This window comes from Streptomyces incarnatus, from assembly GCF_001027185.1.
Lineage (GTDB): Bacteria > Actinomycetota > Actinomycetes > Streptomycetales > Streptomycetaceae > Streptomyces > Streptomyces puniciscabiei.
In genome coordinates this window covers 8,623,235-8,648,285 of sequence record NZ_CP011497.1, presented here as the reverse complement: position 1 = coordinate 8,648,285, position 25,051 = coordinate 8,623,235, and the positions used below count along the sequence as shown (strand labels likewise).

Here is a 25,051-nt window from a genome sequence, read left to right as displayed (position 1 = left end):
CAGCGCCTCGTCAGCGGTCCCCGCGTAGGCGAAGGTCTGGGAGTCGACGTCCTGGCCGCCGAAGTACCATCCGACCCGATAGCCCAGGCACGAGACGATGATGTGCGCCAGCCGCCAGGCAATCGTGGTCACCGGCGCCGGCACCGGGTCAGGGGACGCGAAGTCCATCGTCCACTCCCCCGAACCTGCCGACATCGGTGTGGCCGAAGTGCCACGTGAGCGGATGCTCCAGCAGCCGCGCACCGGCTCCCAGAAGTACTCCTCATCGGTAAGACCGTCCAGCCGCGGCCGCAGGTTCGTGCGCCAGTGCCAGTCCAACTGCTCTGCGAGCCGCTCGCTTCTTGTCATTTCCGCACACTACATAACCGCCCACCTGTGGGCCGACCAGTAACCCCGCCCCGTGCCCCAACCGTCGGGCGTAGCCAGTGCCGAGGCCGTACAGCCGGCCATCACCGCGCACGCCAAAGCCACCGACACCAGCCGCTAGAGATCTTTAACGGTGCGGGTTACGTAGAGTCGTGACGGCTGTCGTGGGCTGCGCTATGCCGGGAGGATGAGGTATCCCGATGGCGGCGGCTTGACGGCTGAGGAAAGGGCTCGGCGTGAGCAAGTCCGGCTCGCGGCCGCCGATCTGATCGAGGCCGGGGCCAGTGACCGGGAGGTGGCCCGGCGGTCAGGGTGACCCGGATGTCGGCGAACCGCTGGCGGCGGGCGTTGGCCTCAGGGGGTCGGCAGGCCCTGGCATCCAAGGGCCCGGGCGGCGCCCGCTGCAAGCTCGACTCAGGTCAACTGCGCGTGTTAGAGACGGTGTTGGATGCCGGTCCGGCCGCCTCCGGCTGGCCTGACCAGTGCTGGACGCTGGCGCGGATCGCCGAGGTCGTGCGCCGTCGGTTCGGTGTCGAGTACACCCTGGCTGGGCTGGACCTGCTGCTGCACCGCATCGGCTGGAGTGTTCAGGTCCCCTCCCGTAAGGCCGCCGAGCGGGACGAGGAGAGGATCGCCGCCTGGAAGGACGAGCAGTGGCCCGTCATAAATAGAGGGCGGCGGACTTGAGCGCCTGGCTCTGCTTCGAGGACGAAGCCGGCCAGGGCCTGAGGCCGCCCAAGGGCCGTACCTGGGGCCGACGGGGTCACACCCCGGTGGTGCGGGTCACCGCCGCAGGCACCAAACGTGTCTCGATGGCGGCGCTGATCTGCACCAAAGCCGGCCACCGGCCCCGGCTGATCTACCGCATCCACCTCGACCGCGGCCCCTCCAAAGGCCGCCGCAAGGGCTTCACCGAGACCGACTACGCCTGCCTGCTCGATGCCGCCCACCAGCAGCTCGGCGGCCCCATCGTTCTTGTCTGGGACAACCTGAACACGCACGTCAGCCGCACCATGCGTGAGCTGATCGCCGCCCGATTATGGCTGACCGTCTACCAGCTGCCGCCGTACGCTCCCGAGCTCAACCCCGTCGAGGGCGTGTGGTCGCACCTGAAGAGGTCGCTGGCCAACCTCACCAAACACGGACTGGACCAGCTCACCGCGTTGGTGAAGACGAGGCTGAAACGCATGCAGTACCGGCCCCGCCTCATCGACGGTCTCATCGCCAAGACCGGGCTCGACTTCCAACCGCCGTAACCTCAGCCGTTAAAGATCTCTAGAGGTGGAGCAGGCCGTGAAGTAGGCCGTGCGGCACGCCCCGAAGGACCCAGCCGACGAGTAGCCGTCGCCGGCCACGACGATCCGCCCGGTTGGTCCGGTCAGCGGGTGGTGGCTCGGTTCACAGATCGGCCGCGAGTTTGGCGAGGAATTCGGCGTTGGCGGGGATGTCAGCACGACCTGGTGGTGCGGGAGGGCGGCGAGCCGGTCGGCGACGGTCGCGCTTGCCACGTCGCTTTCCGCCGCCGTTGATGCCATGGGCGAGACCGAAGTGGTCCGGGTAGCGGTCCTCGGTGCTCCCCCTCATGAAGTCGTCTTCGCCGAGGGTCCGGTCGCCGTCGACCACGGCCGGGACCGAGGCGGGGTCGATGCGAGGGAACAGCAGTGCTGCCGCATGTCCGCCCGTCGCGAGTTCCATGCCGAACCAGGTGGCGAGCTGGTCGGGGAAGACCTGCACCTTCTTCTCCCGCTTGCCGTCCGACTCCCAAGTGGCTTGCGGTGGCCGACCAGGAGCGCCCCGGTGACGTCCTGGTGCTGGGTGGGGTGGAGCTGCTCGCCCGCCTGGAGCCCGGTCGCGGACGACGCCGTACCAGCCGAGCGCGTCGAGCAGGCCCAGTCCGATGGCGGCCGCCGACGGCCAGGGGAGAACGTGCAGCTCGTCACCGACGACCTTCACGAACACCCGGTGTTGGCGAGCAGTTGGGCGCCGCGGCTGGCCAGCAGCAGGGCCGTGGTGGTCTTGCCCGCGCCCTTGGAGCCAAAGGTAAGCAGGGCCCGGTCGTCGCGGACGACGCCGGAGGCCTGCAGGAGTGTCCAGCCGTCACGCAGCAGGGACGCACGGATCATCTCCCGGGCGAACACCGCCGACCAGGCCGGAAAGTCATGGGGCAGCTAGCGCCACTGGCAGCCCGTCCGTTTCTGATAGAAGATCGCGTTCACTACCTTCCGCAGATCGCAGGACCCGGGATCTCCGGTCGCTGACCGCGCCACCCTCTCCTGCTTCCAGGCCGAGATCGATTCGTCCTATCCGGGGGCTCAGCGAGGCGTGCTCGGTCACCGCGGCGAGCCCGGTCGCCACGGCGGCGAGCACGCCGTACTTCGGGTGAGGCCGCTGCCGCGCTGGATGTGACCCTGGACAGGCCCCGTACCTGGCGGGTGGGACGCGGGCTATTGGTCGAGATTCAGGTAGAAGAACAGGTCGAGATCGGCCGCCCGTTGCGGATCCGGCTCGCGGACGAGCAGCTCGCGTCTCGTCGCGCCGGCGCTCACCCCCAGGTGCTCGGCGTTCAGGTACACCGGGCGGCCGGTCTCGGGATCGCGGACCCACACATGGGCGGAGCGGACCCGCAGGCGACACAGGACCGGCACCGTCTCGTCGCTGACCCACCCGCTGGCCTTGACCGCCTCCGCATCGACGACGCGCTGCCCCCAGCGATGCAGCGGCGCGGTCGCCAGGAACGTGCTCGCCATGTTCGACGGCTTCCACAGCAGACCGGGCTCCGGCTCGTGGGGCACGGTCACCTCTCCCGCGAGGCGCACTCGGTGGAAACCGAACGGAGCGGTGATCCCTTTGCCCTGATTGCGCGACGCGCGTGCCCAGTACACCTTGTCGTAGTCCGTCCCCGGGTACGGCAGGTCCAGCTCGACCTCGACAATCGGGTCGCGCGGCTGCGGTGTGGACTCCAGGGGCACGTTGTCCTTCCCCAGGGCCGCGTTCAGGGTGATTCCGGCGGCGAAGGCGTTGTAGGCCACGTCGAGCCCGTTGAGGATGAAGTCGTCCCTCACCAGCTCGACGGCCGTCCCCCGGGGGTCGGTCAGCCGGATCGAGGTGAGCCGCAGAGCCAGGGGTTCCGCCGGGCCGCCTTCATGGGCGCACAGGACGTCGAGCGCCTGCTGCACCGTGGTGGCCTGCTGGAGCAGGGCGCAGTCACCGGGCTGGTAACTGGTGGCCGCGGCCGTCCGGAAGCCTGCCGTGAACATCAGCGGTGGGCCCTCAGGGGTGCCCGTGGCCGATGTGAGGGCTGCCTGCACCTGGTGCTCCTTGTCGGTGCGGCCGGCGTCGATGGCCCACGCGACCTCGCACAGCCCCTGTGCGTCGGTCGTCGTCGTGACGGCGCCGGCCCCGCTCACCGCGGATCCGCCGACCTGGCTCGGGACGCCGCCCGCAGGCATGCTCCAGGTCAGCGAGGCCCCGGCTACCGGGGTACGCCCGCGCATCACCGCGACCCGCAGCCTGCCGGGCAGGGTGACGAAGCCGCCGCCGACAGGTGCCGGAACCTCCTGGCCGTCACCGCCCCGGTACAGGAGCGTGCGGTCGGTCAGCGTGGCGGCGGGCACGCGGCAGTCCTGGGCGGTCGACGGGCCGGTCAGGGCTGCGAGCGGTGCGTACCGGATCTGCGGGCCGTGAGGCGGCTCCTCCCGTCCCGGCGGCCAGTCCACCGATCCGTCGGCGCGGGCGGAGAACGTCCAGTAGTCGCCACGACGGAAGACGTCGTCGCCGCCCTGGCCGAGCCGGATCCGCAGACCGTCGCCCAGGTCGAGGAGCTCCGAGTGCTGTGGGTCCTCGGCGGACGGCTTGGCGGTCGCGACCCCGTTGCCCTCCGGGAAGGCGTCCCACAGCCGAAGGAACCAGCCCGCGGGATTGTCCTTGATCGAACCGGCCATGCCCGCCGCGGCGGTCTCCAGTGTCACGACGACGTCCGTCGCCCGTGCGACCTGGAACAGCCGCTCCCGGGCGGCCGCGTCCCGGGGGTCGACGTCGTCGTGCTTCGACACGAACTCGGCGTAGGCACCTGCGCTGAACCAGTTCAGCAGGTCGAGCGCCGGCGGCTCGACGGTGATGTCAGTACCGTCCACCTTCACCACGCCGGCCAGGACCGAGGCGTTGCGCCTGGACAGCTTGAGGGTGAGCCCGTCCATGCCGAACCGCGGGCCGTCCGCGGTCGGATGGTCCGGGCGCGGGACGCCGCCGTGCACCTCGATCCGGAACAGCAGGTTCTCGGGCCGCGAGTAGCCGCCCTGCGGCATGAGCGAGCAGGGGTCGGTCGTCGGGGGCGCCGTGTCCGGCACCACGGCCAGCGTGCCGGAGGACGGCTTCGCCAGCTTGACCCAGTCCGGGTGCGTCGTCGCCGTGGCGCAGCCGAAGTCCGTGCCCCAGCCGCCGGCCGGAGCGAAGGGGAACACCTGCCAGTCGATCAGCGCGCGACCGGCCGCCTGGGCGTCGCCGAGCGCCGGGTCGGCAAAGGCCTTCTCCTCGACGGGGTCGACGTAGCGGACCAGCGTCTTGAGGGTGAGGAGTACCGGGGCCGTCGGGGTGGTGTCCGTGCGGGGATGCGGCTGGGTGCGCAGCAGGCAGCCCTTGGTGGCGTTCTCCACCAGCCAGCCGCCCTGGAAACCGTGGCCGGTCCCGAGCCCGCAGGCGTCCGGTGTCGGAGCCGGCGTCACCGAGAAGGCGTTCGAGCTGGCCGGGACCACCAGGCGGCCGCCGGCGCCGAGCATGTCGTCGGTCGCCGTCTCGACCCGGTGGAGCAGATGCCGGCTCTGTTGGTCGAGGTCGGCGTCCAGCAGCACCTGCCCCTGCCGGCCGACTACCGAGCGCGGGTGCCGCTCGTCCTCCGCCCGGATCGTCAGGCGTGTGGCGTCGTTGCGGATGGTCATGGTCTGTTCCTCCGGGCTGCGACGGCGCTGGAGCGCGTGTCGTCGATGATTCCGGCCTCCAGGGCGACCGGCAGGTACTCGTCCAACAGAGCCCGTACGTTGGCCGTGGCGATGCCGTACGCGGCGCGGGCGAAGGCGCCCATCTCGACCTCGCCTTCGCCTCCCGAGCGCACGCTGTCGGGGCACAGCGGGTGCAGCATGGCCAGCGTCGGTTCCTCGGCGAAGGTGTCCAGGAAGACGGGCTCGTTCGCGAGCCGGATCGCGTCGGCCTCCTCTGCCGTCAACGGTCGTCGCGCGGCCTCCTCGGCTGCGGCCAGGGCGAGCGCCGGCTGGCACCGGAATGTGCGCGGTGTCGCCGAGCCCGGGGGTACGAAGCTGTACCGTACGCACCCGGTCTGACGACGAGTCACCGCCACCGTCTCGGCGAACACGGTGTTCGTCGCCGTCAGGGAGCGCAGCGACGAGGCCCCGAGCACGGTGACGTCGCCCAGGGTGACGTCGAGGTCCGGGGCGTCGAGGGCGGCGCCCGGCGCACCATCAGCGGTCACGACGCTGTCGGTGACCACAAGCGCGCCGCTCACAGAGATGTTCGTGTCCCCGATCCGCAACGGGCCGCAGATCGCGCGGTCGACCTGGATGCGGGTCGCCACGAGCGGACCGTCCGCGCGCACCGCGACCTCGCCCGGGGCGCGCACGGTGACGTAGCGCAGGTCCAGCTCGGCCACGGCGTCCGCGTGGAGCCGCAGGCCGCGGGTGAGTTCCAGGCCGTCGAGCACGAGGCGGCCGGCGCGTGCGGTGCCGTCTCCGCTCCCCCGCAGCACCCGCATCGGGACGTCCACCGTGTAGCGCCGTTCCCGGCGGACGACGAACCCGCGGAGGGCGGGGTCCGTGTCCGCACCCGGTGCGGTCCGCGGGGGTCGCCACTGGGCGGCGACGAGGTGCACCTCGGACGCGGGAGGCACCGTCACGTCGAGCGTCGCCGAGGCGGCGGGCGCCGCTTCCAGGTCGCAGCGGGCCAGGACGACGAGGCTGCGCCGTCCTGCCCCCAGGGTGGCGACTTCGGCGAGGGCGGCCGCGAGCGTGGGGACCGTCCGGCCGGCCATCTCCGCGGAGCCGCCGGTCGTGGTGGTGGGGTCGACGACCCAGACGAGGTCCTTCGGGCCGCCGGTGTCCCGGATGTCGAACGGCTGGTCCGGGGCGTTGCGGTCCTGGGCACCGGCTCCGACGGCCAGGCCGGCGGCCGTGGCACAGGCCACCCGGACCTCAACGACATCGGGGAGACCGGAGGCCTCGGGCACGACGATCCGGCCGGTCACCGGATCGACGGCGCAGGCGATGGCATGGGTGCCGCTCCTGCGCTGTGGAGCCGTGGTCCCCGGCTCGTACCAGGTGTGGGACACCTGGGCGGCGGGCCGTGCACCTGGCGGAGTCGGTGGCGACTCCAGGTTCACGATGCGGATCTCCTCGGGCGGCACCCGCCGGAAGGCGCTCTCGCCGTCCCGTCGCAGAAAGACGGTGAACGGTGCACCGGTCCGCTGGTCGAACCAGCGCCGGTCGGGCAGCCGGGGCGGCCGCTTCTCCAGCTTGGCGGCGCGCAGTTCCGTGGTCTCCTCGTGCAGGGGCAGGCGGCGCAGCCGGTCGGGCAGGTCGACCTCCCGGAGCCGGGTCCCGGCGGCGTCGGCCCGGCGATCCGGATTGAACAGGCGCAGTGCTTCATTTGGCTGCTGGGCCAGCTGGAAGTACCCCGGCAGCGCCGTCCCGTCGGCCTCCCACGGCCGCGCCAGGGGGACGCCCGCCAGGTCCGCCGCCGGGACGGTGGCGGGCGCCGACACGGTCTGGGCGGCCGGGGCGGGGAACCCCACCACCAACGGCCGCACCAGGTGGACACCCACCGAGGTCGGCGCGTGCCGCCCGGCGGGCCGGCCCGGGCGGGTCCGGTCGACGCGGCGGACGTCGAGAAGGCGGGGCAGCCGGTCGAAGGCGCCGCCGACCGACGACGCGGTCCGCCCCGGGACGAGACAGGCGGTGGCGGGGCGGTCCTGACGCACGTTCAGCAGGTGGGCGCAGCCGGCCAGCCGCTGGTAGTACTCGACCGCGACCGCGGCCAGACCGGTGACGTCGCCGGCCATCGCCTCGATGACGCGGGCCGTCCCCTTGCCGCGCCGGTAGCGGATCGTGTTGGCCACGAAGGCACGACGGCCGATTCCGGTGTCTCCGGGGACGGGGTGCAGCGTGGGCGCGGCGACCAGGGCGGCGATCGCGTCGAGTGCCGCGTCCCCGGCCGTCTCGACGAAGAGCGCGTCGTACCACGCGTCGATCTCGGCGTCGATCTCGGCGCTCGCCCGGCCCAGCACCCCGAACAGGGCCCGCAGGGAGCCGGTGGCGGCCAGATCGGCCTGACGCACATGGGCGGGCAGCAGGCCGTACAGGGACGCGGCTACCGCCTCGATGCGGGACTCCGGCAGTTCGGCCCCGCTGTCCGTCGTCGGGAAGCTCATGCGGTCAGCTCCGTGAACGTGATGTCCGACGCGGCGACGGACAGGAGCCGGGCCGGCTCCAGACGGGTCAGGCCGGTGTTCCGGTCGGTCACCAGGGTCGGCCCGGGGCAGGGGAGTCGTCCTTCGGCGTCCTGTGTCACGCCCGGCGCGGAGAAGCCGGTGAGCACGACGGCCGTGACGCCTGGGACGTGCTGCGCCGTGGCGATGACCTGTGAGCGGTGCACGGCGGTGCCGAAGGGCCGGGCCGACTTGCCGAAGTCGCGGACAAGCGCGGCCCGGACGGCGGCCTCCACGTCCGGCCTGGGCAGGTCCGGGTCGGACGCGAGGGCCAGGGTCACGGTCATCGGCAGGTCGACGAAGCCCTCGATCCGCACATGGGTCCCCGGGGGCGCCGCCGCGACGAGCGCCGCGTGCAGTCCGGTGACCAGGTCCGAGCCCGCCGCGGGCGGCTCGAACGAGGTGCTGGCGACGGTGACGCACACGATCCGCCGCAGCCCCGCCCGCAGTTCGACGGCCGAGGCCCTGCCGACTCCGCGATATCCCTCGGCGAACGCCTCGAAGTCCGCCAGGGACACGGCTCGGTCCAGGGTCCGGATCGCCTTCGGCGCGCCGGTACGCATCTCCTCGATCGTCTCGGCATCGCTGCCCCCGTCCGCGGCCAGGGGGTTCGTCACCGAGGCGACTCCCATCACCGGGGTGACGATCTGGGTCAGCCGGCCGCCCGGGACGTTCCCTGTCGCTCCACCACCGGTGCGGTACAGGGCGACGACGTTCCCGCTCCCGCTCGGCAATCGCCCCGCGAACTGCACTTCGGACCCACCGTCGGGCCGCTCGGTGACCCGGAACCGGCGGCTGTCGGATCCTTCGCCGTACAGGGTGTCGGCATCCTCGTAGCGGCGGTCGTCGACCCGGACCTCGATCGCCGGGGCGTAACCACGCGGCCCCGGTGCGGCGACATGGGCCAGCGGTGACTGCTTGAGCGGGAAGCGTGGCAGTGCGGTCGCCGGATCGCCGGACCCCAGGGTCTCGGCGCCCGAGGCAGGTGTCTGCGCGTGCGAGGACGGGACGACGTTGGCGAGCACGGTCAGCGTCGCGCTGGTCCATCGGCCGGACAGGGGCCGGTCGAACACGACGAGCGTCGCCCGGTGCGCGTGGCCGGTGCGTGTTCCGGTGCGTGTTTCGGTGCGCAGCACCGTCGCCGCCTCGGACACCGTCTCGCCGTCGGCCGTCCGCCCGGTGAGGATCACGCGCCGCCCCGGTGGCAGGGCGGTCTGTCCAGCCAGATAGAACCGGTCGGGAAGGTTCTCCGGCTCGAAGTCGGGGTGCTGCGGTGGCGCCGGCCGGCCGTCGGGTCCCGGGTCGGTGACCGGCAGGACGCGCTCCTCGGGGCGGGCGACGAGCGTTCCCCGGGCGGTCTCGAGGTGGATCGTCGTCTGACGGACCATGTTGTTGAAGCCATCGGCGAGCGCGGGCCCGAGGGTGACCAGGGTGCAGCGGGCGGACAGGCCGTAGTCCGAGCGTGCGGTCTCCCGGGCCGCGGTGATGCGTGCGGCGCCGGGCGTGGAACTTGCGGATCCGGTCTCGAGTACGACGACACGGCCGGGCGCGGCCTCCGGGTGCACGGCCTCGAGGTGGATGTTCCAGGTGTCGCTGGAGACGGCGCCCATCACGAAGTTGTCCCATTCGGTGGGCAGTTCGGTGCCCACGTGCTTGCCGTGCGCGTTGCGCACCGCGTCCGGCATGAACGTGATGTCCGGTGCCGTCGCGCCGAACGCCTGCCCACGCTGCCCCAGCAGGATCACCGCGCCCGGACCGGCCGGCGCCGTCAGGGTGTCGTCCACGGTCAGCAACTGCCCGCCGGAGACGTCGAGCACGGTATGCGCCGGCTCGGCGGAGGCGGCGACGTCCACGGCCGTGACACGGGCCAGAAGCCAGCAGGACTTCCCCGCTTCGGCCGTACCGGCGTGTACGAGCACCCGGTCACCGACCCGGGCACCCAAATCGACGCCCGCGACCTCGACACTCGGGGTCGCGGCCGAGACGTGCGGCAGGGCCAGCGCTCGCAACGGCCGGAGCGCGTTCCACGCGGTACGGGCCTCGACGGCGCCGTCCGTCTCGAAGGTCACCGGCTCTCCGCCCTGTTCGGGCACCGAAGCCACCTTGAGTCCCTGGGGGATCGTCACGACGTCCGGCAGGCCCGGCAGCGCGGTGCCGTCCGGTGCGCCGGGGAGCGTGCCGACCCGGAAGGCCAGCAGGGCGTCGGCGGCGATCGCCGGCCGGGGCACGTGCCCCAGCATGGCGGTCAGCCGGGCCAGGGCCGCGCGGTCCTCGGTGCCGGGCAGTGTGGAGTCGACCGCGAGCCGGTGGAGCGTCCAGGCCAGCACGTGGTGCGCTCCGGCCGCCGCCGCGAGCAGGGCGACGGCGGGATCGTCGGGCGAGCGTCCGAGCGCCGCCAGTGGCCGGCTGTCGAGGGCCTCGGCCCGCGCGATCCTGTCGAGCAGACGCTCCAGGATCGCGCCGTAGCGGAAGCGGACCGGATCGCCGGGGAGCTGCCCGGAGGTGCCCGGGCCGGTTCCCGCGCACGATGCGGCGTCACCCGCGCCGCAGCCGCACGTGCAGCTCATCGGCCACCTCCGGTACTGATCCGAAGACGTCCTCGCTCCGGGAAGCTCGGATCGTCGCGCAGTTCCAGTACCTCGGTCGGCGCCGGGCGGATCACCCCGCGGTCGAGCTCTCCCAGGGCGAGGCGCCCGAAGCGCTGGAACACCAGGGGCGTGACGCTCTGCACCCCGGGCACGGCCAGCACGGCGGCGAGGAGCACCGACAGGTACAGGGCGGTGCCGAAGCCGAACCGGTCGGGATGGAAGAACCCCGGAGTGCCGTGGCTCCCGGCGGGCGACAGGGCGGCGCGCACCCGTCGCCCCACCTCGCTGCGCAGCTCGCCGGGTTCGGCGCACACCGCGAGGCTGATGTCGAGAGGGATGGCACGGGCCTCGCGTACCGCGACGTCGAAGCCGGCCAGCCGGAACGACTCGAGGTGGGCCAGCAGGCCTGTGCGGAAGGCCGCGTCGACGCCGGCTCCGCCCTGCCGGTCGACATGGACGATCACGGTCTGCCATGCGCCGGTCCAGCGCGACACGGCGACGGCGTCGGCGACGCCCGGGAACCGGCGCGCCGCCTCTGCGTAGTCCGCGGGCGTGACGGCGCGCTCCTGACGGCGGAACGCCTCCGGGGCGGCAACCCGGACCGCGGCGTCCTCCTCCGGCGCCGCGCCTCCCGACGCCGCGACCGGGTTGGTCACCGACGAGACGGGCACCCTCCGGTCGGCATCCGGCAGGACGACATGGCCCAGCGCGTCCGGGCCGAGGTTGCCGACCGGGCCGGTGCCGAACCGTCCGCTCACACCGAGCGAGTCACCCACGGTCGGGGCCAGCCCGTGCGTGCCGTCGCCGAACCGCAGCTGCGGACGCCCGTCCGGCCCGGTCTCCACGACGAAGTCCCGGGCGAACCGACCGCTGGCCAGCAGATCGCGCCGGACGGTCCAGCTCGCGAACGCGTCGTGGAGGGTGATCTCCGGAAGGCACCGGGCCGCGTCGACGGCGGTGAGGGCGCGAGCGGACGGCGGCCCGGGGTCGGCCGGGCCGTGCTGCGCGATCCGCGACAGCGGACCGATGCCGCCGCTCACGACGGGACGCCAGGCCGCCCCGGGCTGCGGGGCGGGCGGGGACAGCCGCGGGGCGAGCGCCTCGCCGGCCGACGGCGGCAGGTTCAGGTGCGACGGCGGCGGCAGGGTGGCGCCGTGCTCGGCGAGTACGACATTGCCGCGCGCCGCGGCACAGACGACGCGCTGCGCCGGGCCGGACGGCTGCGGCACCTGGGCGGAGACCGGCAGGTCGAAAGGCAGCGCGTCGGACGCGTCCCACTCGATGTCCAGCAGTGCGCCCGGCGCGAGGACGTCCTGCACCGGTGTCACCCGGGTCAGCCGGACGACGTGCCGGTGCCCCGGATCGACGTCCTGGGCACGGCCGGTGTCGGGAGCCGCCGTTTCCACCAGCAGGAGGAAGTCGCCCGGTTGGAGCGGCCCGGATCCCTCACTCCCGTCGACGAGCGTGGCCGCCGTCGACCCGGCCGGCAGCGTGCAGCGCTCGTCGCCCCAGGTGTGCAGTGCGATGTCGTTGCGCCACCGCCACAGCCACAGGTCGGCGAGCGTTTCGAAGACCACCGGCTTGGACGCGAGCACGGCCGGGTAGTCCGCGGCCGGCACGACGGGGGCCAGCGCCTCCGAGCGGGGCAGGACCGGCGTGCCCGCCGGCAGCCGGTAGCCGTCCTTGCTCGCGGCACCCGGCGTGAGGGAGAGGCTGACGAATGTGCGTGCGGAGGCGCCCTCGCCGGGCGTGTAGTCGAGCAGCCGGGCATGGCGGGTCACCGACGCGCGGGTGCGCGCGGTGTCCAGGAACGCCTCGGTCCCGATCCAGTCGAGGGTGTAGCTCTGCTGGTCGGCGCGGAAGGCGAGCGCCTCGACGATCGTCGTGGTCAGGTCGACCGGGTCGTCCTCGCGGAAACCTGGAACGAGCACCGACATCCGGTCAAGCATCAGGCGCCTGAAGCCCTCCCAGTCGCGGGTCCGGTAGTCGAAGTGCGGGTCCGGCGGCGCCGCCTCGGGCAGGCCCGGGCAGCTGGGGGCGCAGTCGCCGTCCGCGGCACAGTCCACGGCGAACGAGAAGTCGACCGCGGACAGACGTGGATCGATGAAGTCGGGCGGAGTGTCCGACCCCGGCCCCTCGACGATCGCGAGCCGGTACGTCGAGAAATCGGTCGGCTGGCCGCCGGGCACCGTGACCGTGTACCGCGACACCTGTGTTCCGCCTGGCTCCGCACCCACGACGGGTTCCACCCCGGGCGCCGGGAACCGCACGCCTCCGGTGAGGGCGATGTTGTCGCCGGTGAGCGCGGCGTGGGGCAGCGGAAGCGGTTTGACGAGCACGATGTCGATCCGGGTCGGCTGGGCGACCGTGCCTCCTCGGTGGACCTCCACGTAGTCGATCCCGGAGACATCCGCCGGCCCGGACGAGGCCAGCGCGGCTCGGCGGCGCTCGTCGCAGCAGTGGTAGCGGGCGCCGGTCACGGGAGGTCCTTCCGTACGCGTAGCTCGTCGGTGGTGCCGGTGGAGCGGACCTCGTAGGTGACGACGATCTCGAGCACTCCGCTACCGGTGACCTCCACCGCGACGTCCAGCAGGGTGAGCACGTCGCCGAGCCACTGCTGGATCGCCGACTGCAGGGCGGCGCCGAGTGCGACCGTGGCGGGACCGTCCTGCGGGCCGAACACCAACTGGCGTGCGGGGCTGCCGAGTTCCGGGCGCATCACCCGTTCTCCGGGCAGGGTGAGTACCAGCAGTTCGAGCATCTGCCGTACGTGCTCGTCGCTGCCATAGGTCACCTGGGCCGAGCGACCCAGTGCGGTGACGGTGAACGGGAAGGCGAGCCTGCTCATGTCGCCACCACCCTGGTCTGGCTACCCGAGACGATCGGCGGACCAGCAGGGAGCTGGTCCGCGGACAGGCAGACCGCCCCGACGGGGTTGATCAGCAGCGGCTGTCCGGAGGCGGTCACGCGGGTGGCTCCCGCGAGCCACTTCGTGCTGACGCAGGGCTGGGGCTTCGAGGGCGGCACGGTGAAAGGGCATCCCGTGACGAGTCCCTGGTCGGTGAGGACGGCTGCCTGGGCGCCGGACACGGTGACCCGGGGACCGGCGGCTACGACGTTCAAGGGCGCGCCGTGCGGGCAGGTCACGGTCGCTCCGGTGTGCAGGACGGGCCCCGGCATCGAGGGCTCCTTCCGCGGTACGTGGGGACGGCGGGCTGTGCGGGGGCGGGCGGCTCAAGTCACCACGAGCGCACCCCCGTTGATGATCACCGAGGGTCCGGAGAGCACGATGGACGCCTGCCCGTTGCTGATGCTGATGCCGGCGGAGCCGATGACGACCGACGCCCCCGTGGGCGTGAGCACCTGCACCTGGGCCGCCGGGAGATCGGAAAGCGTGACCGAGACGCCGGTCGTGGTCTGGAGGTGGATGTTGGGTGTGGCGGGGGTACCGGCCATGGCGAGGGCCGGGACGCCCGCCGGGTCGGGCCAGAAGGCGCCGGTCCAGATGGGGCAGTCGGGATCGCCCGCCTCGAACTCGACCCAGACCGCGCTGCCGGTCTGGGGCAGCGCGATGACACCTGCCGCGCCCTTGGCGGCGAACGGGACCGCTGGAAGGGCCCACGTCGAGGGGAACAGGCCGTAGCGATCCGACAGTTGGACCTGGATCCGGCCCTGCACGAGGGGGTCGGTGGTGCTGAGCACGGTCGCCCGGTACTTCCCGAAGTACTTGGGTCCAGCCGTCATGGCGCCACCTCCGTGACGTTCGATACGAAACCGTCCCGTGCCAGCTGGAACGCCTGCTTCCAGCTCCCCCGCCCGAGCGTGTGGGTCACCGAGCGCACGAACCACAGTCCGTCGTGCGCCCGCCCCGCGCCGCGCACCCCGACCAGGGACCGGGCGTCGAGCGGCTGCCCGTAGCGCACCAGGTCCATCGACCCGGTCGCGGTCAGCGGATCCGCCGTGCCGCGTGCGGCGAGCAGGGTCATCAGAACCTCCGGCAGAGGCATCCGGTCGGTCTCCAGCAGTTTCGTGCGGGTCGGCACCAACGGCCTTGCGGCGAGCAGCGGTTTGAGCAGCGTCACCTCCGGCGCCGGAACCGGCACGGAGACGTTCGCGACCTTGACGTGCGCGTAGGGCAGGACCGCGGCGTTGCCGTCGGCGGAGAAACTCAGGCCGTCGAGGTTGGCCGCGGCGTCCATGTCGACGGTGAGGGCGGGCTGCACGGCGCCGACGCGCACCTGCGGTCCCCAGTAGGCGGTGTTCGTGCCGGGCGCCGGTCCGGGGATCACGTAGAACTCGTGACCGGCGTCCTTGGCCAGCTTCGTGGCGTACTCGAAATCGGTCCCCTGCTGATGGGCGTACTTCTCCACCGCAGCCGTCACGGGCTGGAAGGGCGGAGGGATCGTCACCGGTACGACGCCGAACGGGGCGTACTTGGCCATCATCGCCGCCACCCGGGCGAACGGCGGCATCCCCAGGAACGGGAAACCGGTGAGGTCGGCCACGTCCATGTAGCCGGAGACGTCGTCGCCGGTGACGACCAGCCGGTGTTCGCCGGGGCGGCCGGTGGCGGTGACGTCCTGGCGTTTGATCGGCCCGTCGGCGAGCACCTTGGGCACTCCGCGCAGCGTCGCCACGAGCACGACGCGCACCATCGGGTCGAAGAAGCCCATGGGGAGCAGGGACGTCGCGATCGGCGATGTCTTGGAGTAGGTGAAGCTCAGCTGGAACCCCGAGCGCGTCCCGACCGCATGCGTCACCGTGGCGCCGTCCAGGGCGTCGACGACCGCCTTCGGCGCGGGGGCGACGGCGACCGGCCCCATCAGGACGGTCAGCGTGACGGTGCTAAGCGCGGCCATGGTCGGCGATCTCCAGGGGGAGCGGAATCATGACGAGCCGGCCCTCCGAGCCGGTCAGTCGGGCCGGGTCGGCTTCGCCGCTGGCGTCGACGATGCGCCACCAGAGCGCGGGGTCGCCGTAGGCGTCATGGGCGAGGGTGTCGGGCCGTTCCGCACCGCCCAGCCGGCGGTACCCGAGCGGGACGTGGCGATCGGGCGCCGGCAGGATGCGGCGAGCCAGGTAGACCTCGGTGGTTCCGTCGTCGCGGGTGCGGCTGACGACGGGCACCGAGTGGTAGCGGCTGTTCGGCGGGAACGGTACGGCGGTCATGGCACCCTCGACAGTCCGACGCTCTGGAGGCCGGCTCCCCGACGGGCGGCGAGCCGCTCGCGGCGGCGGGCAGCGGTGAGAAAGAGCTCGGCCCCCTTGGACCCCGGTGGCAGGTCGTCGAACGACAGCACGCGCACCCCCAGCCCGAGACGGGCGAGGATCGGGTTGAGCCGCGTGTCGAAGGCCTCCTCGGTGACGGTGAACTCGGTGATCCGCACCGGCAGCGTGCGGTTGACCCCGAGGACGAGCAGCAGCAGCGGGGAGGGAAGCGGGAGGATCTCCAGCGTTCCCCGCCCGGCGAGCGCCTCGGCGGCCACCAGGTCGTCGGTGGCCGGTGAGATCATCGTCTCCAGCTCGGCGAGGTCCGCGGCAAGGCCCTCGGCGACCGTGGTCGGGTTCTGGTCGGGCTTCTCCAGCCGGTCGGTGGCGTCCAGGACGATCTCGAGTTTCATGGTCTCCACCGGCGGCCCGACGAGCCGGAGCGCCTCGAGGCGGTCGCCCGTGTCCGTGGCCGCGCCCCGCGGGGTGAGGGTCCGGGTCAGGGTCTCGGGGTTGTACTGGAACGGGATGGTGCGCACGACCGCGCGCCCGTCGCCGTCCATGACGACGAAACCGCCTCGCACCGTCCGCGGCGAGCCGGGGAACGTGGTCATCGCGGTCCTCCTCTCCGCATGCGGGTCATTTCTCGACCGCCTTCCCGCGCCCGAGCATGTCCTTGATGACCTGCACGGGGTCGATGGACTCTGGTTCGACCTTGATCTGGGACAGGCTGGGCCAGGTGATCTCGCCGTTCTTGGCGTACGCGATCCGGCCCAGGGTGAGTTTGAGCTCGGGTCCGATCCGCGCCGACACGGAGGCCACCTCATAGGTCCAGCGATGGGAGAACAGCCCCCAGGCGGCGTAGAGTTCGGCGGCGAGGAGTACCTTCGCGCTCGCCGTCAACTGCCCCTTGGCGTAGGCCTCGGCGTCGAACGAGAAGCCGTCCTTGTCGTAGTCGGCGGCGATCGTGACGCCGCCTTCACCGTCGATGCGCAGCGACGGCGTGATGTCGATCCCGCCCTTGGCGCCGACGGCACCGAGGGCGACCTCGGCCCCGATATAGGCACCGAACGTGCCGGACAGTTCGGCGTAGGCGGGCACCGCGAAGGCGCCGGTGAGTTTCGCCGCCACCTTCGGGTCGTCCTCGAACGGGTAGAGCTCGCCCTTGAACACGACGGCTTTCAGCACGACCGGGCCCACGCCGTAGCCCAGTTGCAGCGAGCCCCGCAGTTCGAGGTAGGCGGTCACGGCCGGGACCGGTGTGGGGAAGGAGAACTTCGCCCCGATCCCCTTCAGCAGCGGCACCGTCCCGCCTTCGGGGGACGGCCACTTGCGCACCAGGACGATGTTGCCGACGGTGACCTCGCCGGAGAGCTTGATCCGCTGGTCCTTGGTGATCTCGACGCCCAGCACCGGACGCAGGTCCTTGGTGACCTGGTAGCCGATGCTGCCCTTGCCCCAATAGCGGCCCTTCTCGTCGAAGTTCAGGCTCAGGGAGCCGTCCGCCTTCTGGGTCTTGACGGCGATCGTGGCCGCGCCCGAGAACCGCCCCTCCTCTTCCTCCTCGGTCCGGTTGTACTCGACCTTCATCGTGGCCCTGAACTGCTTCCAGACGATGTCGGCATCGCCCTGCAGGAACAGGCCGCGTTCGCCGTACCGGCCGGCCAGCTTCACCGAGTTCACCAACGGCAGGGGTTTCTCGACCGTCACCGATCCGTGGTAGGTGAGGGCGCGCCCCTCCCAGAGGGCGCCGAGCCTCAGCTGGGAGTTGCGGATGGTCGTGGTGATCGCACCGGTCGCGTACGGGTCGAATCTGCCGGACTTGGTCGTGAAGCCGATCTCGACGTTGGCGGTGGACTGCGGGCGGATGGAGGCCGAGTCGGCCGTGAGCTTGCCGGACCACCCGGTCTCCGAGTTCCACTCCACGTGCCCGGCCGCCGCGTTGACGCCGGGCAGCTTCCCCGCCGGGGTCAGGTCACCTGCGGCGACCAGCGCGCCGTTGCGCAACGTCACCCTGAGGGTGCCGAGCATCACGGGCTTGGCGGCGGGGCCGACCGAGAACGTCAGGGTTCCGTTCGGCACCAGCGCCGGGGAGAGCTGCAGGGCCAGTTCACCGCCGGTGAACCGGAACGCTCCGGGCAGGGGCGAGGCCAGTTGGGCGGCGGGGAGGGGTGCGACCAGCTTCAACTCGTCCTTGGTGTAGACGACGTTGAGGTTGCCCAGGAACGGCACCGAGGAGTGGATGATCCCTTCTCCGGTGAGGTTGCCGTGCTCGTCGAGGGCGACCTTGGTCAGCTCGCCGGGGCTCAGGTACGGGTAGAAGAAGGCGATCTTGGGGTTCTTCGCCTTGTCGAGCCTCAGCTGCCGCACCTCGCCCGGAGGCGCCGCGGTCGGGTCCGCCGTGGTCTCGGGGCCGGCGGCGGTGGCGGGGGCAGGAGCGGCCTCAGGCACCAGTTCGGCCTCGAGGGTGACCGTCGAGCCGGCCTTGGTGCTCGACACGGCGCGGCTGTCGAGCGTGCCCAGGACGGTGTCCCGTGTGGACTTGGCCCCTGCGGCGGCGCGCTTGTAGGTCTCGATGCGCATGCCCGGCACGATGCGTCGGGCGAGGGTGTCCAGCGGCGTCTCGCCGGTGTCCCGCACCAGCACCGTCTCCCCCTGGCCGCCGGCCATGAGTCTGACGGGCTTTCCGGCGGCCTTGGCCTTCTCCGCCTCCGAGCCACGCACGGCACCGGAGCGCAGCAGGTTCTCGATCTCATAGCTGGGGTCGGGCTGCCCGGTGGGGACGGTCGCCTTGGCGATGCGGATCTGAAGCTTGCGGACGCCCGGGCCGCGCATGGCCGGGTCGCGGATCTGCTTCACGACCTCGACGAGGGCCTGGTAGGTCTCCCGGCCCGAGGCCTGGTTCTTGGTGCTCGTGAGCAGTTGGAGGTTCGAGGGGATCGAGGTCCCGCCCAGCTGCTTCTCGACGATGTGGTCGATGTCGCACTTCGACTGCTTGAGGCTCTTGCCCAGACCTTTCACGACCTCCTTGACAGCCGGATCGGCCAGTTTGGTGCGCACCGTCTCGTCGCTCGCCGCCGCTGCGGTGATCGCGTCGGCGAGCTTCGTCGTGTTGGCGAAGCCGAAGGCCCCGAGCCATACGTCCTTGTACTTCTCGCCGCCTTCCTTGTACGCGGCGACCGAGTCGTAGTTCGCGGTCGAGTTGCCCTCGATGAGGGGGGTGAAGACCAGGCGGCCGCCGGCCGCGGCGTCGTCGTACGCCTTCTGCACCCAGGGACCGGCTCCCTTTTCCAGGGGGAGGGTGAAAGCCGGGAGTTCGACGACCAGTTCGGTGGTGCCGAGACCTGCCGGCTCGTCGGTGATCACCGTCAGTCCGGGGGGCAGCCGAAGCGCTGGGCCCGCGGCCGTGCCGGGCTGGGCCGCGGCCTCCTTGGGCGCGGCGACGGTGCCCGGGGCGGACGCGGGCGAGGTCGCCGGGACGGCCGGCGGCGCGGTCCCGCCCTTGCCGGCCCGGCGGATGACCGGTGGGCCGGGCCGCGGCTCGATCACCGGGCGCCCGCCGTCCGCCAGCGCCTGCACGGCCCGGTCGGCCTCCGCCTCCAGCCGGGGATCGTCCACCACGGCGGCGTGCGGCCGGCTATCGGCGTGGGCCTGGAGCACGTGCGCCAGTTCGTGCGCGATGAGGCCGCGTCCGCCGGGAGTGTCCGGGCGGTACTCCCCGGCTCCGAAGACCAGATGCGGTCCCAGGGAGAAGGCCCGGGCGTCGAGCAGGGACGCCGCACGCGCGGCCGACGGGCCGTCGTGCACCCGGACGTGGGAGAGGTCACGACCGAACCCGGTCTCCATCTGACCGCGCAGGGACGGCGGGAGGGGACGGCCGGGCTGATCGATCGCCGAGTGCACGTGTTCGGTGCCGCGTCGCCGGGTCACTGGGACCGGTGGTGGCGAGCTGGATGACGGAGCAGGCGGTGCGGGCGTGGGTCGCGGGGCGGTCGTGGCCGGGGGCGCTGCGGCGGCCGACGAGGTGAACGCGGGTGCGGACCCGGGCGCGGGACCGATCCGTGCCGGCGCCGGCTCGGCGACGGGGTTCGCCGACGGTACGGACGACGGTGTCGACCTCGTCGCAGCGAAGGACGGCGCCGACGTACGCGTACCGGCGATGTGCCCGCCGACGCCCTGCCGGGTCCCCGCCCCGGAAGGCGTCGCGTGTGCGCGCCGGGCAGGGCGCACGGCCTGTGCCAGTCGCCTCATCGTGGCCCGCCACCGCCGAGCCGGGTCCGCATCGTTTCGACGATCGCCGCGGCCACCTGATCCGCCCTGCGGGCCCCGGTGTCGGAGCGCCCCAGGACAGGTGCCGCCGGGGCCGGCCACGACCACAACGCCCGCTCGAGCGCCGCGGGCAGGGCGTCGGCGAGCAGCCGCGCCTCGGTCGCCGAGCCGGCGGTCACCCGGAGGGTGCCCACCCGGATCCGGACCGCTGGAGGGAGTGCGCTCATGCCGTCTCCTCCCAGGTCACGTGAGGGACCGGAAGGTTGTGTTTGCGCAGTTCCTCGGCGAGTTCGGCTTCGAGCATCGTCCTGTCCACCGGACGTCCCCCCGCCGCGGCGAGGAAGGCGGCACCGAGCGCGACGTTGCGGATCGAGCCGCCGGTGAGCGGGAGCGAGGCCAGGGCGTCCCAGCGCAGGGGTTCGACGGGGGTCTGCGGCGGGAACGCAGACCGCCACAGGCGGCGCCGTTCGGCCTCCGACGGCAGCGGGAAGTCCACCACGAACCGGAAGCGGCGCAGGAACGCGTGATCGATGGCCTGCCGGAGGTTCGTGGTGATGACGGTGAAGCCGGAGAAGGTCTCGATGCGTTGGAGGAGGTCCCCCACCTCGGCGTTGACGTGCCGGTCCGTTGCCGTGGCCACGCCACCGCGGGTGCCCCAGACGGCGTCTCCCTCGTTCCAGACCATCATCGACCCGGAGCGCTCGGCCGCTTCGAACACGGCCGCGACGTTCTTGGACGTCTCGCCCACCCACTTGGAGATGATCTGGCTCAGGTCGATCACCATGACCCGCAGGTCGAGCGCCGAGGCGAGCACCTCGGCCGCCATCGTCTTCCCCGTACCGGACGGGCCGCAGAAGAGCGCCGCCACACCTCGCCCGCGCCAGCTGCCGCGCCCGCCCACGCGCGCGGCGAAGCCCCAGTCGTCGAACACCTGGGCCGCGTGGCGCACATGCGACTCCACCCGGCGCAGCGCGGCCTCCGTGGCGGGTGGGAGCACGATGTCGTCCCAGTCGTAGGCCGGCTCGACAAGGCTGACGCCGGGCAGCGGGGACGGGGTGAAGGAGCGAGCAGCGACGTGCCAGAGCGCGGCCGTCGCGCTCGTGGAGTCCGGGGCGGCGTCGACAGCCGCGGCGGCCCGGGCGGCCGCGGTGGCGATGCCCTTGGCGTCGAGCCGGAACTGCGCGGCAACTCGGTTCACTCCGCGCCCGAGCCGGGCCGCGCGGTCGGGCCCCAGCGCTTCGGCCCACCGTCGGACGGCGGCGGCGGGACTGTCCCCCTGGGCCGGCACGACGTGGAACCCGCGCGTGAGCCCATCGGGCACCTGATGCCCGGTCAGCAGCACATGACCGAGCACCCGGTCGGCGAAGGACGCGACCGGTGTTCCCGGCGGGCACCCGGCGGTGTCGATCACCAGGGCCGCGGAGTCCAGCATCGCCTCGCGGCTCCACCGTGCGGCGAGGCGATCACGCGATTCGGCGTCCTCCGGGATGTCGCTCCCCGCGATGCGCCACGGCGTCAGCCCCAGACGGGACAGGGCCCGTGCGATGTCGTCGAGCGCAACGTCGGGCAACAGTACGGCCGGCGGCAGGCCGAGTGGGCCCTGGGAGGCGAGGGATCGTGCCAGGGCGGTCGGCAGGTCGCCTTCGTCGCCAAAAGCGGCCGCGGGCGCCGTGACCGGTCCCATACGGTCGGCCACGAGCGGATCCCGGACGGGCTGGCCCAGAAGTCGGTCCAGCACCGGCGCGGTCAGCGTCAGCCGGGCCTCCACCCGCGGCGTGGGCGGATCCACCTCCACGATGTCGAACCGCATCAGCGGCAGCGCCGCCGCCAGTATCGAGGGATCCAGGTCTCGGACGGCGCGGCAGGCGAGCCACACCGCCAGACCGCCGCCCCCCACACCGCCGTTCGCGGTCGCCGCATCGGCCGCGGCGCGTGCGACCGGCTCCGAGGTGCTCGCTGCCAGCAGCAGTACGATCAGCTGGAGTTCGGCGGCAGACAGGTCGAAGCCCTCGGCCATGCGCCGCAGCGGGGATGCGGGTTCGGCCCGCTCCAACCACTGCCGCAACGGGGCGAACGCGTCCGCCGGCCGCTCCCCGCGGGCGAGGCAGCCCAGGGCGGACAACGACATCGACTCGGCAAGTGCGGCCAGGTCCGGCTCGTCGGCGCGGGTGGAGGCGTCCTGGTGATCGGGGCCGGCTGTGGCGGTGGTGCCGGCCGACGGCGTCGGCATCAGGCACCGCCCGTAATCGTCACAGTGTCACCCGGCGGCAGTGTGTTCGACCTGTGCGGGTCCGGCCGCACGCCGACCTGAGCCTTTTCCACTTCCTTCGTGGTGGAAGGGCTGTCGCCGAGGTCGAGGAACACGGTCGTCACCAGGAAGTGCGCACAGGGTCGCATCGGTGACTGCAGTGACGACCAGATCTTCGTCGACAGGTCGACGTCGACCGGCATCTGCGACACGGTGATCTGCTGCGGTTGACTGTCGGGATCGTGCAGCGGCTCGGCAGTGAGTTGGTCGAGCAGGCGGGTGGCTGGGTGCGGTACCGCGATCCCGCTGAGGATCGACCGAATGAGCGAGCGGGGGACAATTCCGCGCCGGTTCAGTGCCGTGATCCCGAGGCCGAGCAGCACCTCGCGCTCGAGGTCGGCGCCCGTCGCCGCGAGCATGTAGTGCAGGTCGACGGCCAGCGGGGAAGGACCAACCCGTGGCCCCTCCGTCGTCCCCGGCTCCTCCGGCTCCAGGCGCACCTCGTGCATATTGCGCCAGGCCGCGTTGAGTGCCACGTGATGGAGAAACAGGTAGAGGCCCGCCGGTTCCGGCTGGGAAGTGGGGGCTGTGTTCGCAGGCGTCGCGGGCGGGCGTGGCGGAGGCTCGACGGAGACGGTCGGTGCAGGGAAGTTGTTGTAGGCAGCCGTGACGCGACGCTGGATGATGTCGCGCAGCACGAAGGTGGTCGCCGGAATGGCGAAGTGCGCGGTCATGATGCCCCCCGTCCTGCGGCACTGCCCAGGTACTCGTCCAGGGTCGGGCCGGTCCTGGGCCGGGTCCTTCGCTCGCGTGGCGGCTCCGAGGGCCGGTCGGGAACCACCCTCACCTCGACCCGCCCGATCTCGACGACCACCGGGGTGAACTCCGCCTGGAATTCGGCCTGGGGCTCCCTCGGCTGCGATTCCACGGGCACGGGCTCGGCACGCACCACGTCGGACGCCGTTGCAGCCGGTGCGAACGACGCGTCGTCGGCGGGGACGGCGGCCGTACGGGCCGGCGCGGCACCATCGCCGTCGACGTGGGGCGGCGGCACGTGCACAGGGGCAGGTGGTCGAGGAGTGTCCACGGGCGGTGTATCGGGGGCCTGTGGCGGCCGGCCGGTGTGTGTCATGGTCATCTCGTCCGTTCCTGCCCCGGCCGTCGGGCCGTCGGCCCGCGCAGGATCGCTCGGACGCGCGGTAGGACGGGGATCCACCACGTCGGACCGCGGCCCGGACAGCGGGCTTTCGCCGTTGCCCACGGGGGCGTACGACCGGGACGAGCGCGGCTCGTCGAGCGCGGGCCGCTCCGCCCACGGCCGGGGAACATCAACGGTGATCTCGCCGACGCCCGGCGGGTCGGGCGGGCGCGACCCGTCCCCCCAAGGCCGACGGGCCTGCTCGGACGGGGCCATACCGGGCATGTCCTCCTCAGGGAGCGGCAGCACGTCGACAACGGCCTCCTCCCAGGTCTCCTCGAAGGGGGAGCGTGGTCTCGGCTCGGCGGCCACGGCGGTGGCACCGGCGTCCTCGGCGGCCGTAGCCGCCATGCCTCCGGCGCGCCGGAGCGCTTCCCCGTACGCCGACCGCCGCGCCGTCATCGGACGGCCGCCGCGCGGCGGGCCGGGGAACGCCCCTCGACGATGAGTTCCACGTAGCGGCGGCGGCGCGGGGCGGGCATCACCAGGATCGCCTCCTCCGACCAGCCGTAACTGCCGGCGATCACGTCGACCTCGCGCATCAGTTCGTCGACGAGCAGGTCAAGGTCCCGGGCCACGAAGTCCGCGGGGTCGGCGTCCGCGGCGATCTCCCGCCCGCACCCCGCGCACGACAGGTCGACGCGCAGCGAACCGGCAGGGTCGAGGGCATCCCAGGCATCGGCGAGCCGGTCGAGATCGTCCGGATCCAGGTGCGGGATCCGGGGTGCCAGGCAGGTGTCGCAGGCCAGTGCGTGCAGGCTGTCGGCCGAGGGGCTGCCCCCCGCGGGGGTCAGATCGGCGAGAACCGGCAGCCGGAACGGCAGTTCCACGCCCTCCACCCACAGGTGCGCCACCGCATCGGCCTCGGCCTGCGGCAGCTCGGCCACGGCCTGCACGGGCAGCGCGAACTCGTTGTCGGACCCACAGGAGGGGCAGGTGACCTGGGCCTCGATCGGCCGACGGAACAATGCCTGGTGCACCGCGAGCAGGCGCTGGTTACGGCTCCCCAGCGGATAGCGCAGCGCTGCCGGTCCGTCCAGCGCGACAAGGAGGCTGACGACGCGTTCCCCCGCGGGGCGGCGCCGCGACAGCGGCCAGAGCCGGACGACGTCCTGCGCGCTCGGCACGGGGGCGGGGTCGGGAGAGGGGTTCACGGCCAGGCTCACGGCTCGACGAAGCTCGGTTCTTTGGGCTCCAGGACCGCGTAGTCGCGCTCCCAGCCCTCGTTCTCGAGCTTGAGCTTGGCGATGGCCACGGCGTTGGCGTTGGCGTCGAGATCCGGCAGCGCCTGGTACTCCGACACCCAGCACCGGTAGACGGCATAACTGAGCACGACCTGACCGGCCTCGTTGAGCAGTTCGATGATGATGTCCTTGCGGAAGTCGGCGAGGGACACCTCAGCGCCCAGGGCCGAGCCGAAGTTCCACGTCTTGTTCGCCCACTGCTCGAACTCCTGGTCATGGGTGACTCCGCGTTCGAGTGTGATCGCGTCGTACTCGGTGCGACCGGGAGCCTTGTAGGACGTCGAGGGATCCCCGCCGGAACGATGCTTGACGACCTCGGTGGTCCGCTTCAGCAGGGAGACCTTCGAAACGCCGGCCACGTAGCGGCCGTCCCACTTCACGCGGAACTTGAAATTTTTGTACGGATCGAGCCGTTGGGCGTTGACCGAGAACTGTCCCACG

Annotated in this window: 20 protein-coding genes and 2 pseudogenes; 1 reads left to right on the top strand and 21 read right to left on the bottom strand. The window is 72.3% G+C overall.

Annotation, left to right across the window (positions count from 1 at the left end; translation table 11 throughout):
• On the bottom strand, positions 1–348 hold a 348-nt coding region (locus ABB07_RS39425; protein ID WP_208903188.1), incomplete at its 3' end, for a DinB family protein.
• Between the two features lie 205 nt (positions 349–553).
• Between ABB07_RS39425 and ABB07_RS42160 the strand changes: the two are divergent.
• Positions 554–1,622, top strand: a pseudogene (locus tag ABB07_RS42160) (IS630 family transposase).
• A 142-nt stretch (positions 1,623–1,764) separates the two neighbouring features.
• Here ABB07_RS42160 and ABB07_RS39410 read toward each other — a convergent pair.
• The 20 genes and pseudogenes from ABB07_RS39410 to ABB07_RS39320 form a co-directional block, all read right to left on the bottom strand.
• Positions 1,765–2,319 (bottom strand): hypothetical protein, encoded by a 555-nt coding sequence (locus ABB07_RS39410; RefSeq protein ID WP_244189705.1) that lies wholly within the window; start codon positions 2,317–2,319, stop codon positions 1,765–1,767.
• Positions 2,316–2,489 (bottom strand): phosphoenolpyruvate carboxykinase (ATP), encoded by a 174-nt coding sequence (locus tag ABB07_RS41400; RefSeq protein ID WP_244189704.1) that lies wholly within the window; start codon positions 2,487–2,489, stop codon positions 2,316–2,318. The genes ABB07_RS39410 and ABB07_RS41400 overlap by 4 nt, the downstream gene beginning before the upstream one ends.
• Before the next feature lie 48 nt (positions 2,490–2,537).
• Positions 2,538–2,657 (bottom strand): annotated as a pseudogene (locus ABB07_RS42155) (IS5/IS1182 family transposase); the annotation flags it as partial.
• A 153-nt stretch (positions 2,658–2,810) separates the two neighbouring features.
• Entirely contained in the window at positions 2,811–5,300 is a 2,490-nt protein-coding gene (locus ABB07_RS39400; protein WP_208903186.1) for a DUF6519 domain-containing protein, read from the bottom strand.
• On the bottom strand, positions 5,297–7,798 hold the full coding sequence (locus tag ABB07_RS39395) for a hypothetical protein (protein ID WP_208903185.1): 2,502 nt from the start codon (positions 7,796–7,798) through the stop codon (positions 5,297–5,299). The genes ABB07_RS39400 and ABB07_RS39395 overlap by 4 nt, the downstream gene beginning before the upstream one ends.
• On the bottom strand, positions 7,795–10,422 hold the full coding sequence (locus tag ABB07_RS39390) for a baseplate J/gp47 family protein (protein WP_208903184.1): 2,628 nt from the start codon (positions 10,420–10,422) through the stop codon (positions 7,795–7,797). The genes ABB07_RS39395 and ABB07_RS39390 overlap by 4 nt, the downstream gene beginning before the upstream one ends.
• Positions 10,419–12,923, bottom strand: a complete 2,505-nt coding sequence (locus ABB07_RS39385) for a baseplate J/gp47 family protein (RefSeq protein WP_208903183.1) — start codon at positions 12,921–12,923, stop codon at positions 10,419–10,421. The genes ABB07_RS39390 and ABB07_RS39385 overlap by 4 nt, the downstream gene beginning before the upstream one ends.
• Positions 12,920–13,291 carry a GPW/gp25 family protein gene (locus ABB07_RS39380; RefSeq protein ID WP_208903182.1) on the bottom strand — a complete coding sequence of 124 codons (372 nt, stop codon included), beginning with the start codon at positions 13,289–13,291 and terminating at the stop codon, positions 12,920–12,922. The genes ABB07_RS39385 and ABB07_RS39380 overlap by 4 nt, the downstream gene beginning before the upstream one ends.
• On the bottom strand, positions 13,288–13,623 hold the full coding sequence (locus ABB07_RS39375) for a hypothetical protein (protein WP_208903181.1): 336 nt from the start codon (positions 13,621–13,623) through the stop codon (positions 13,288–13,290). The genes ABB07_RS39380 and ABB07_RS39375 overlap by 4 nt, the downstream gene beginning before the upstream one ends.
• Before the next feature lie 54 nt (positions 13,624–13,677).
• Positions 13,678–14,187: a phage baseplate assembly protein V gene (locus ABB07_RS39370; RefSeq protein WP_208903180.1), complete on the bottom strand. Its 510-nt coding sequence runs from the start codon at positions 14,185–14,187 to the stop codon at positions 13,678–13,680.
• Positions 14,184–15,302, bottom strand: a complete 1,119-nt coding sequence (locus tag ABB07_RS39365) for a hypothetical protein (protein WP_208903179.1) — start codon at positions 15,300–15,302, stop codon at positions 14,184–14,186. The genes ABB07_RS39370 and ABB07_RS39365 overlap by 4 nt, the downstream gene beginning before the upstream one ends.
• Positions 15,289–15,612: a hypothetical protein gene (locus tag ABB07_RS39360; protein WP_208903178.1), complete on the bottom strand. Its 324-nt coding sequence runs from the start codon at positions 15,610–15,612 to the stop codon at positions 15,289–15,291. Before ABB07_RS39360 ends, ABB07_RS39365 begins: the two co-directional genes overlap by 14 nt.
• Positions 15,609–16,265 carry a hypothetical protein gene (locus ABB07_RS39355; protein WP_208903177.1) on the bottom strand — a complete coding sequence of 219 codons (657 nt, stop codon included), beginning with the start codon at positions 16,263–16,265 and terminating at the stop codon, positions 15,609–15,611. Before ABB07_RS39355 ends, ABB07_RS39360 begins: the two co-directional genes overlap by 4 nt.
• Positions 16,266–16,290: 25 nt before the next feature.
• On the bottom strand, positions 16,291–19,581 hold the full coding sequence (locus ABB07_RS39350; protein ID WP_208903176.1) for an eCIS core domain-containing protein: 3,291 nt from the start codon (positions 19,579–19,581) through the stop codon (positions 16,291–16,293).
• 317 nt (positions 19,582–19,898) lie between these two features.
• Complete coding sequence (locus ABB07_RS39345; protein WP_208903175.1) at positions 19,899–20,147, bottom strand: hypothetical protein; 249 nt, start codon at positions 20,145–20,147, stop codon at positions 19,899–19,901.
• On the bottom strand, positions 20,144–22,150 hold the full coding sequence (locus ABB07_RS41395) for an ATP-binding protein (protein ID WP_244189703.1): 2,007 nt from the start codon (positions 22,148–22,150) through the stop codon (positions 20,144–20,146). The genes ABB07_RS39345 and ABB07_RS41395 overlap by 4 nt, the downstream gene beginning before the upstream one ends.
• Positions 22,150–22,902 carry a Pvc16 family protein gene (locus tag ABB07_RS39335; protein WP_208903174.1) on the bottom strand — a complete coding sequence of 251 codons (753 nt, stop codon included), beginning with the start codon at positions 22,900–22,902 and terminating at the stop codon, positions 22,150–22,152. The genes ABB07_RS41395 and ABB07_RS39335 overlap by 1 nt, the downstream gene beginning before the upstream one ends.
• A complete protein-coding gene (locus tag ABB07_RS39330) occupies positions 22,899–23,717 on the bottom strand; it encodes a hypothetical protein (RefSeq protein ID WP_208903173.1) in 819 nt (272 codons plus the stop codon). Before ABB07_RS39330 ends, ABB07_RS39335 begins: the two co-directional genes overlap by 4 nt.
• Positions 23,718–23,764: 47 nt before the next feature.
• Entirely contained in the window at positions 23,765–24,532 is a 768-nt protein-coding gene (locus tag ABB07_RS39325; protein ID WP_208903172.1) for a hypothetical protein, read from the bottom strand.
• Entirely contained in the window at positions 24,529–25,050 is a 522-nt protein-coding gene (locus ABB07_RS39320; protein WP_208903171.1) for a phage tail protein, read from the bottom strand. Before ABB07_RS39320 ends, ABB07_RS39325 begins: the two co-directional genes overlap by 4 nt.
• Position 25,051 lies beyond the last annotated feature (1 nt).

Bases quoted from the DNA above. Each gene is read 5' to 3' on its own strand.
- ABB07_RS39330 (WP_208903173.1), bottom strand. From the start codon at position 23,717: ATGGCGGCTACGGCCGCCGAGGACGCCGGTGCCACCGCCGTGGCCGCC.
- ABB07_RS39390 (WP_208903184.1), bottom strand. From the start codon at position 10,422: ATGAGCTGCACGTGCGGCTGCGGCGCGGGTGACGCCGCATCGTGCGCG.
- ABB07_RS39345 (WP_208903175.1), bottom strand. From the start codon at position 20,147: ATGAGCGCACTCCCTCCAGCGGTCCGGATCCGGGTGGGCACCCTCCGG.
- ABB07_RS39375 (WP_208903181.1), bottom strand. From the start codon at position 13,623: ATGCCGGGGCCCGTCCTGCACACCGGAGCGACCGTGACCTGCCCGCAC.
- ABB07_RS39365 (WP_208903179.1), bottom strand. From the start codon at position 15,302: ATGGCCGCGCTTAGCACCGTCACGCTGACCGTCCTGATGGGGCCGGTC.
- ABB07_RS41400 (WP_244189704.1), bottom strand. From the start codon at position 2,489: ATGATCCGTGCGTCCCTGCTGCGTGACGGCTGGACACTCCTGCAGGCC.
- ABB07_RS39380 (WP_208903182.1), bottom strand. From the start codon at position 13,291: ATGAGCAGGCTCGCCTTCCCGTTCACCGTCACCGCACTGGGTCGCTCG.
- ABB07_RS39370 (WP_208903180.1), bottom strand. From the start codon at position 14,187: ATGACGGCTGGACCCAAGTACTTCGGGAAGTACCGGGCGACCGTGCTC.
- ABB07_RS39360 (WP_208903178.1), bottom strand. From the start codon at position 15,612: ATGACCGCCGTACCGTTCCCGCCGAACAGCCGCTACCACTCGGTGCCC.
- ABB07_RS39400 (WP_208903186.1), bottom strand. From the start codon at position 5,300: ATGACCATCCGCAACGACGCCACACGCCTGACGATCCGGGCGGAGGAC.
- ABB07_RS41395 (WP_244189703.1), bottom strand. From the start codon at position 22,150: ATGCCGACGCCGTCGGCCGGCACCACCGCCACAGCCGGCCCCGATCAC.
- ABB07_RS39395 (WP_208903185.1), bottom strand. From the start codon at position 7,798: ATGAGCTTCCCGACGACGGACAGCGGGGCCGAACTGCCGGAGTCCCGC.
- ABB07_RS39355 (WP_208903177.1), bottom strand. From the start codon at position 16,265: ATGACCACGTTCCCCGGCTCGCCGCGGACGGTGCGAGGCGGTTTCGTC.
- ABB07_RS39335 (WP_208903174.1), bottom strand. From the start codon at position 22,902: ATGACCGCGCACTTCGCCATTCCGGCGACCACCTTCGTGCTGCGCGAC.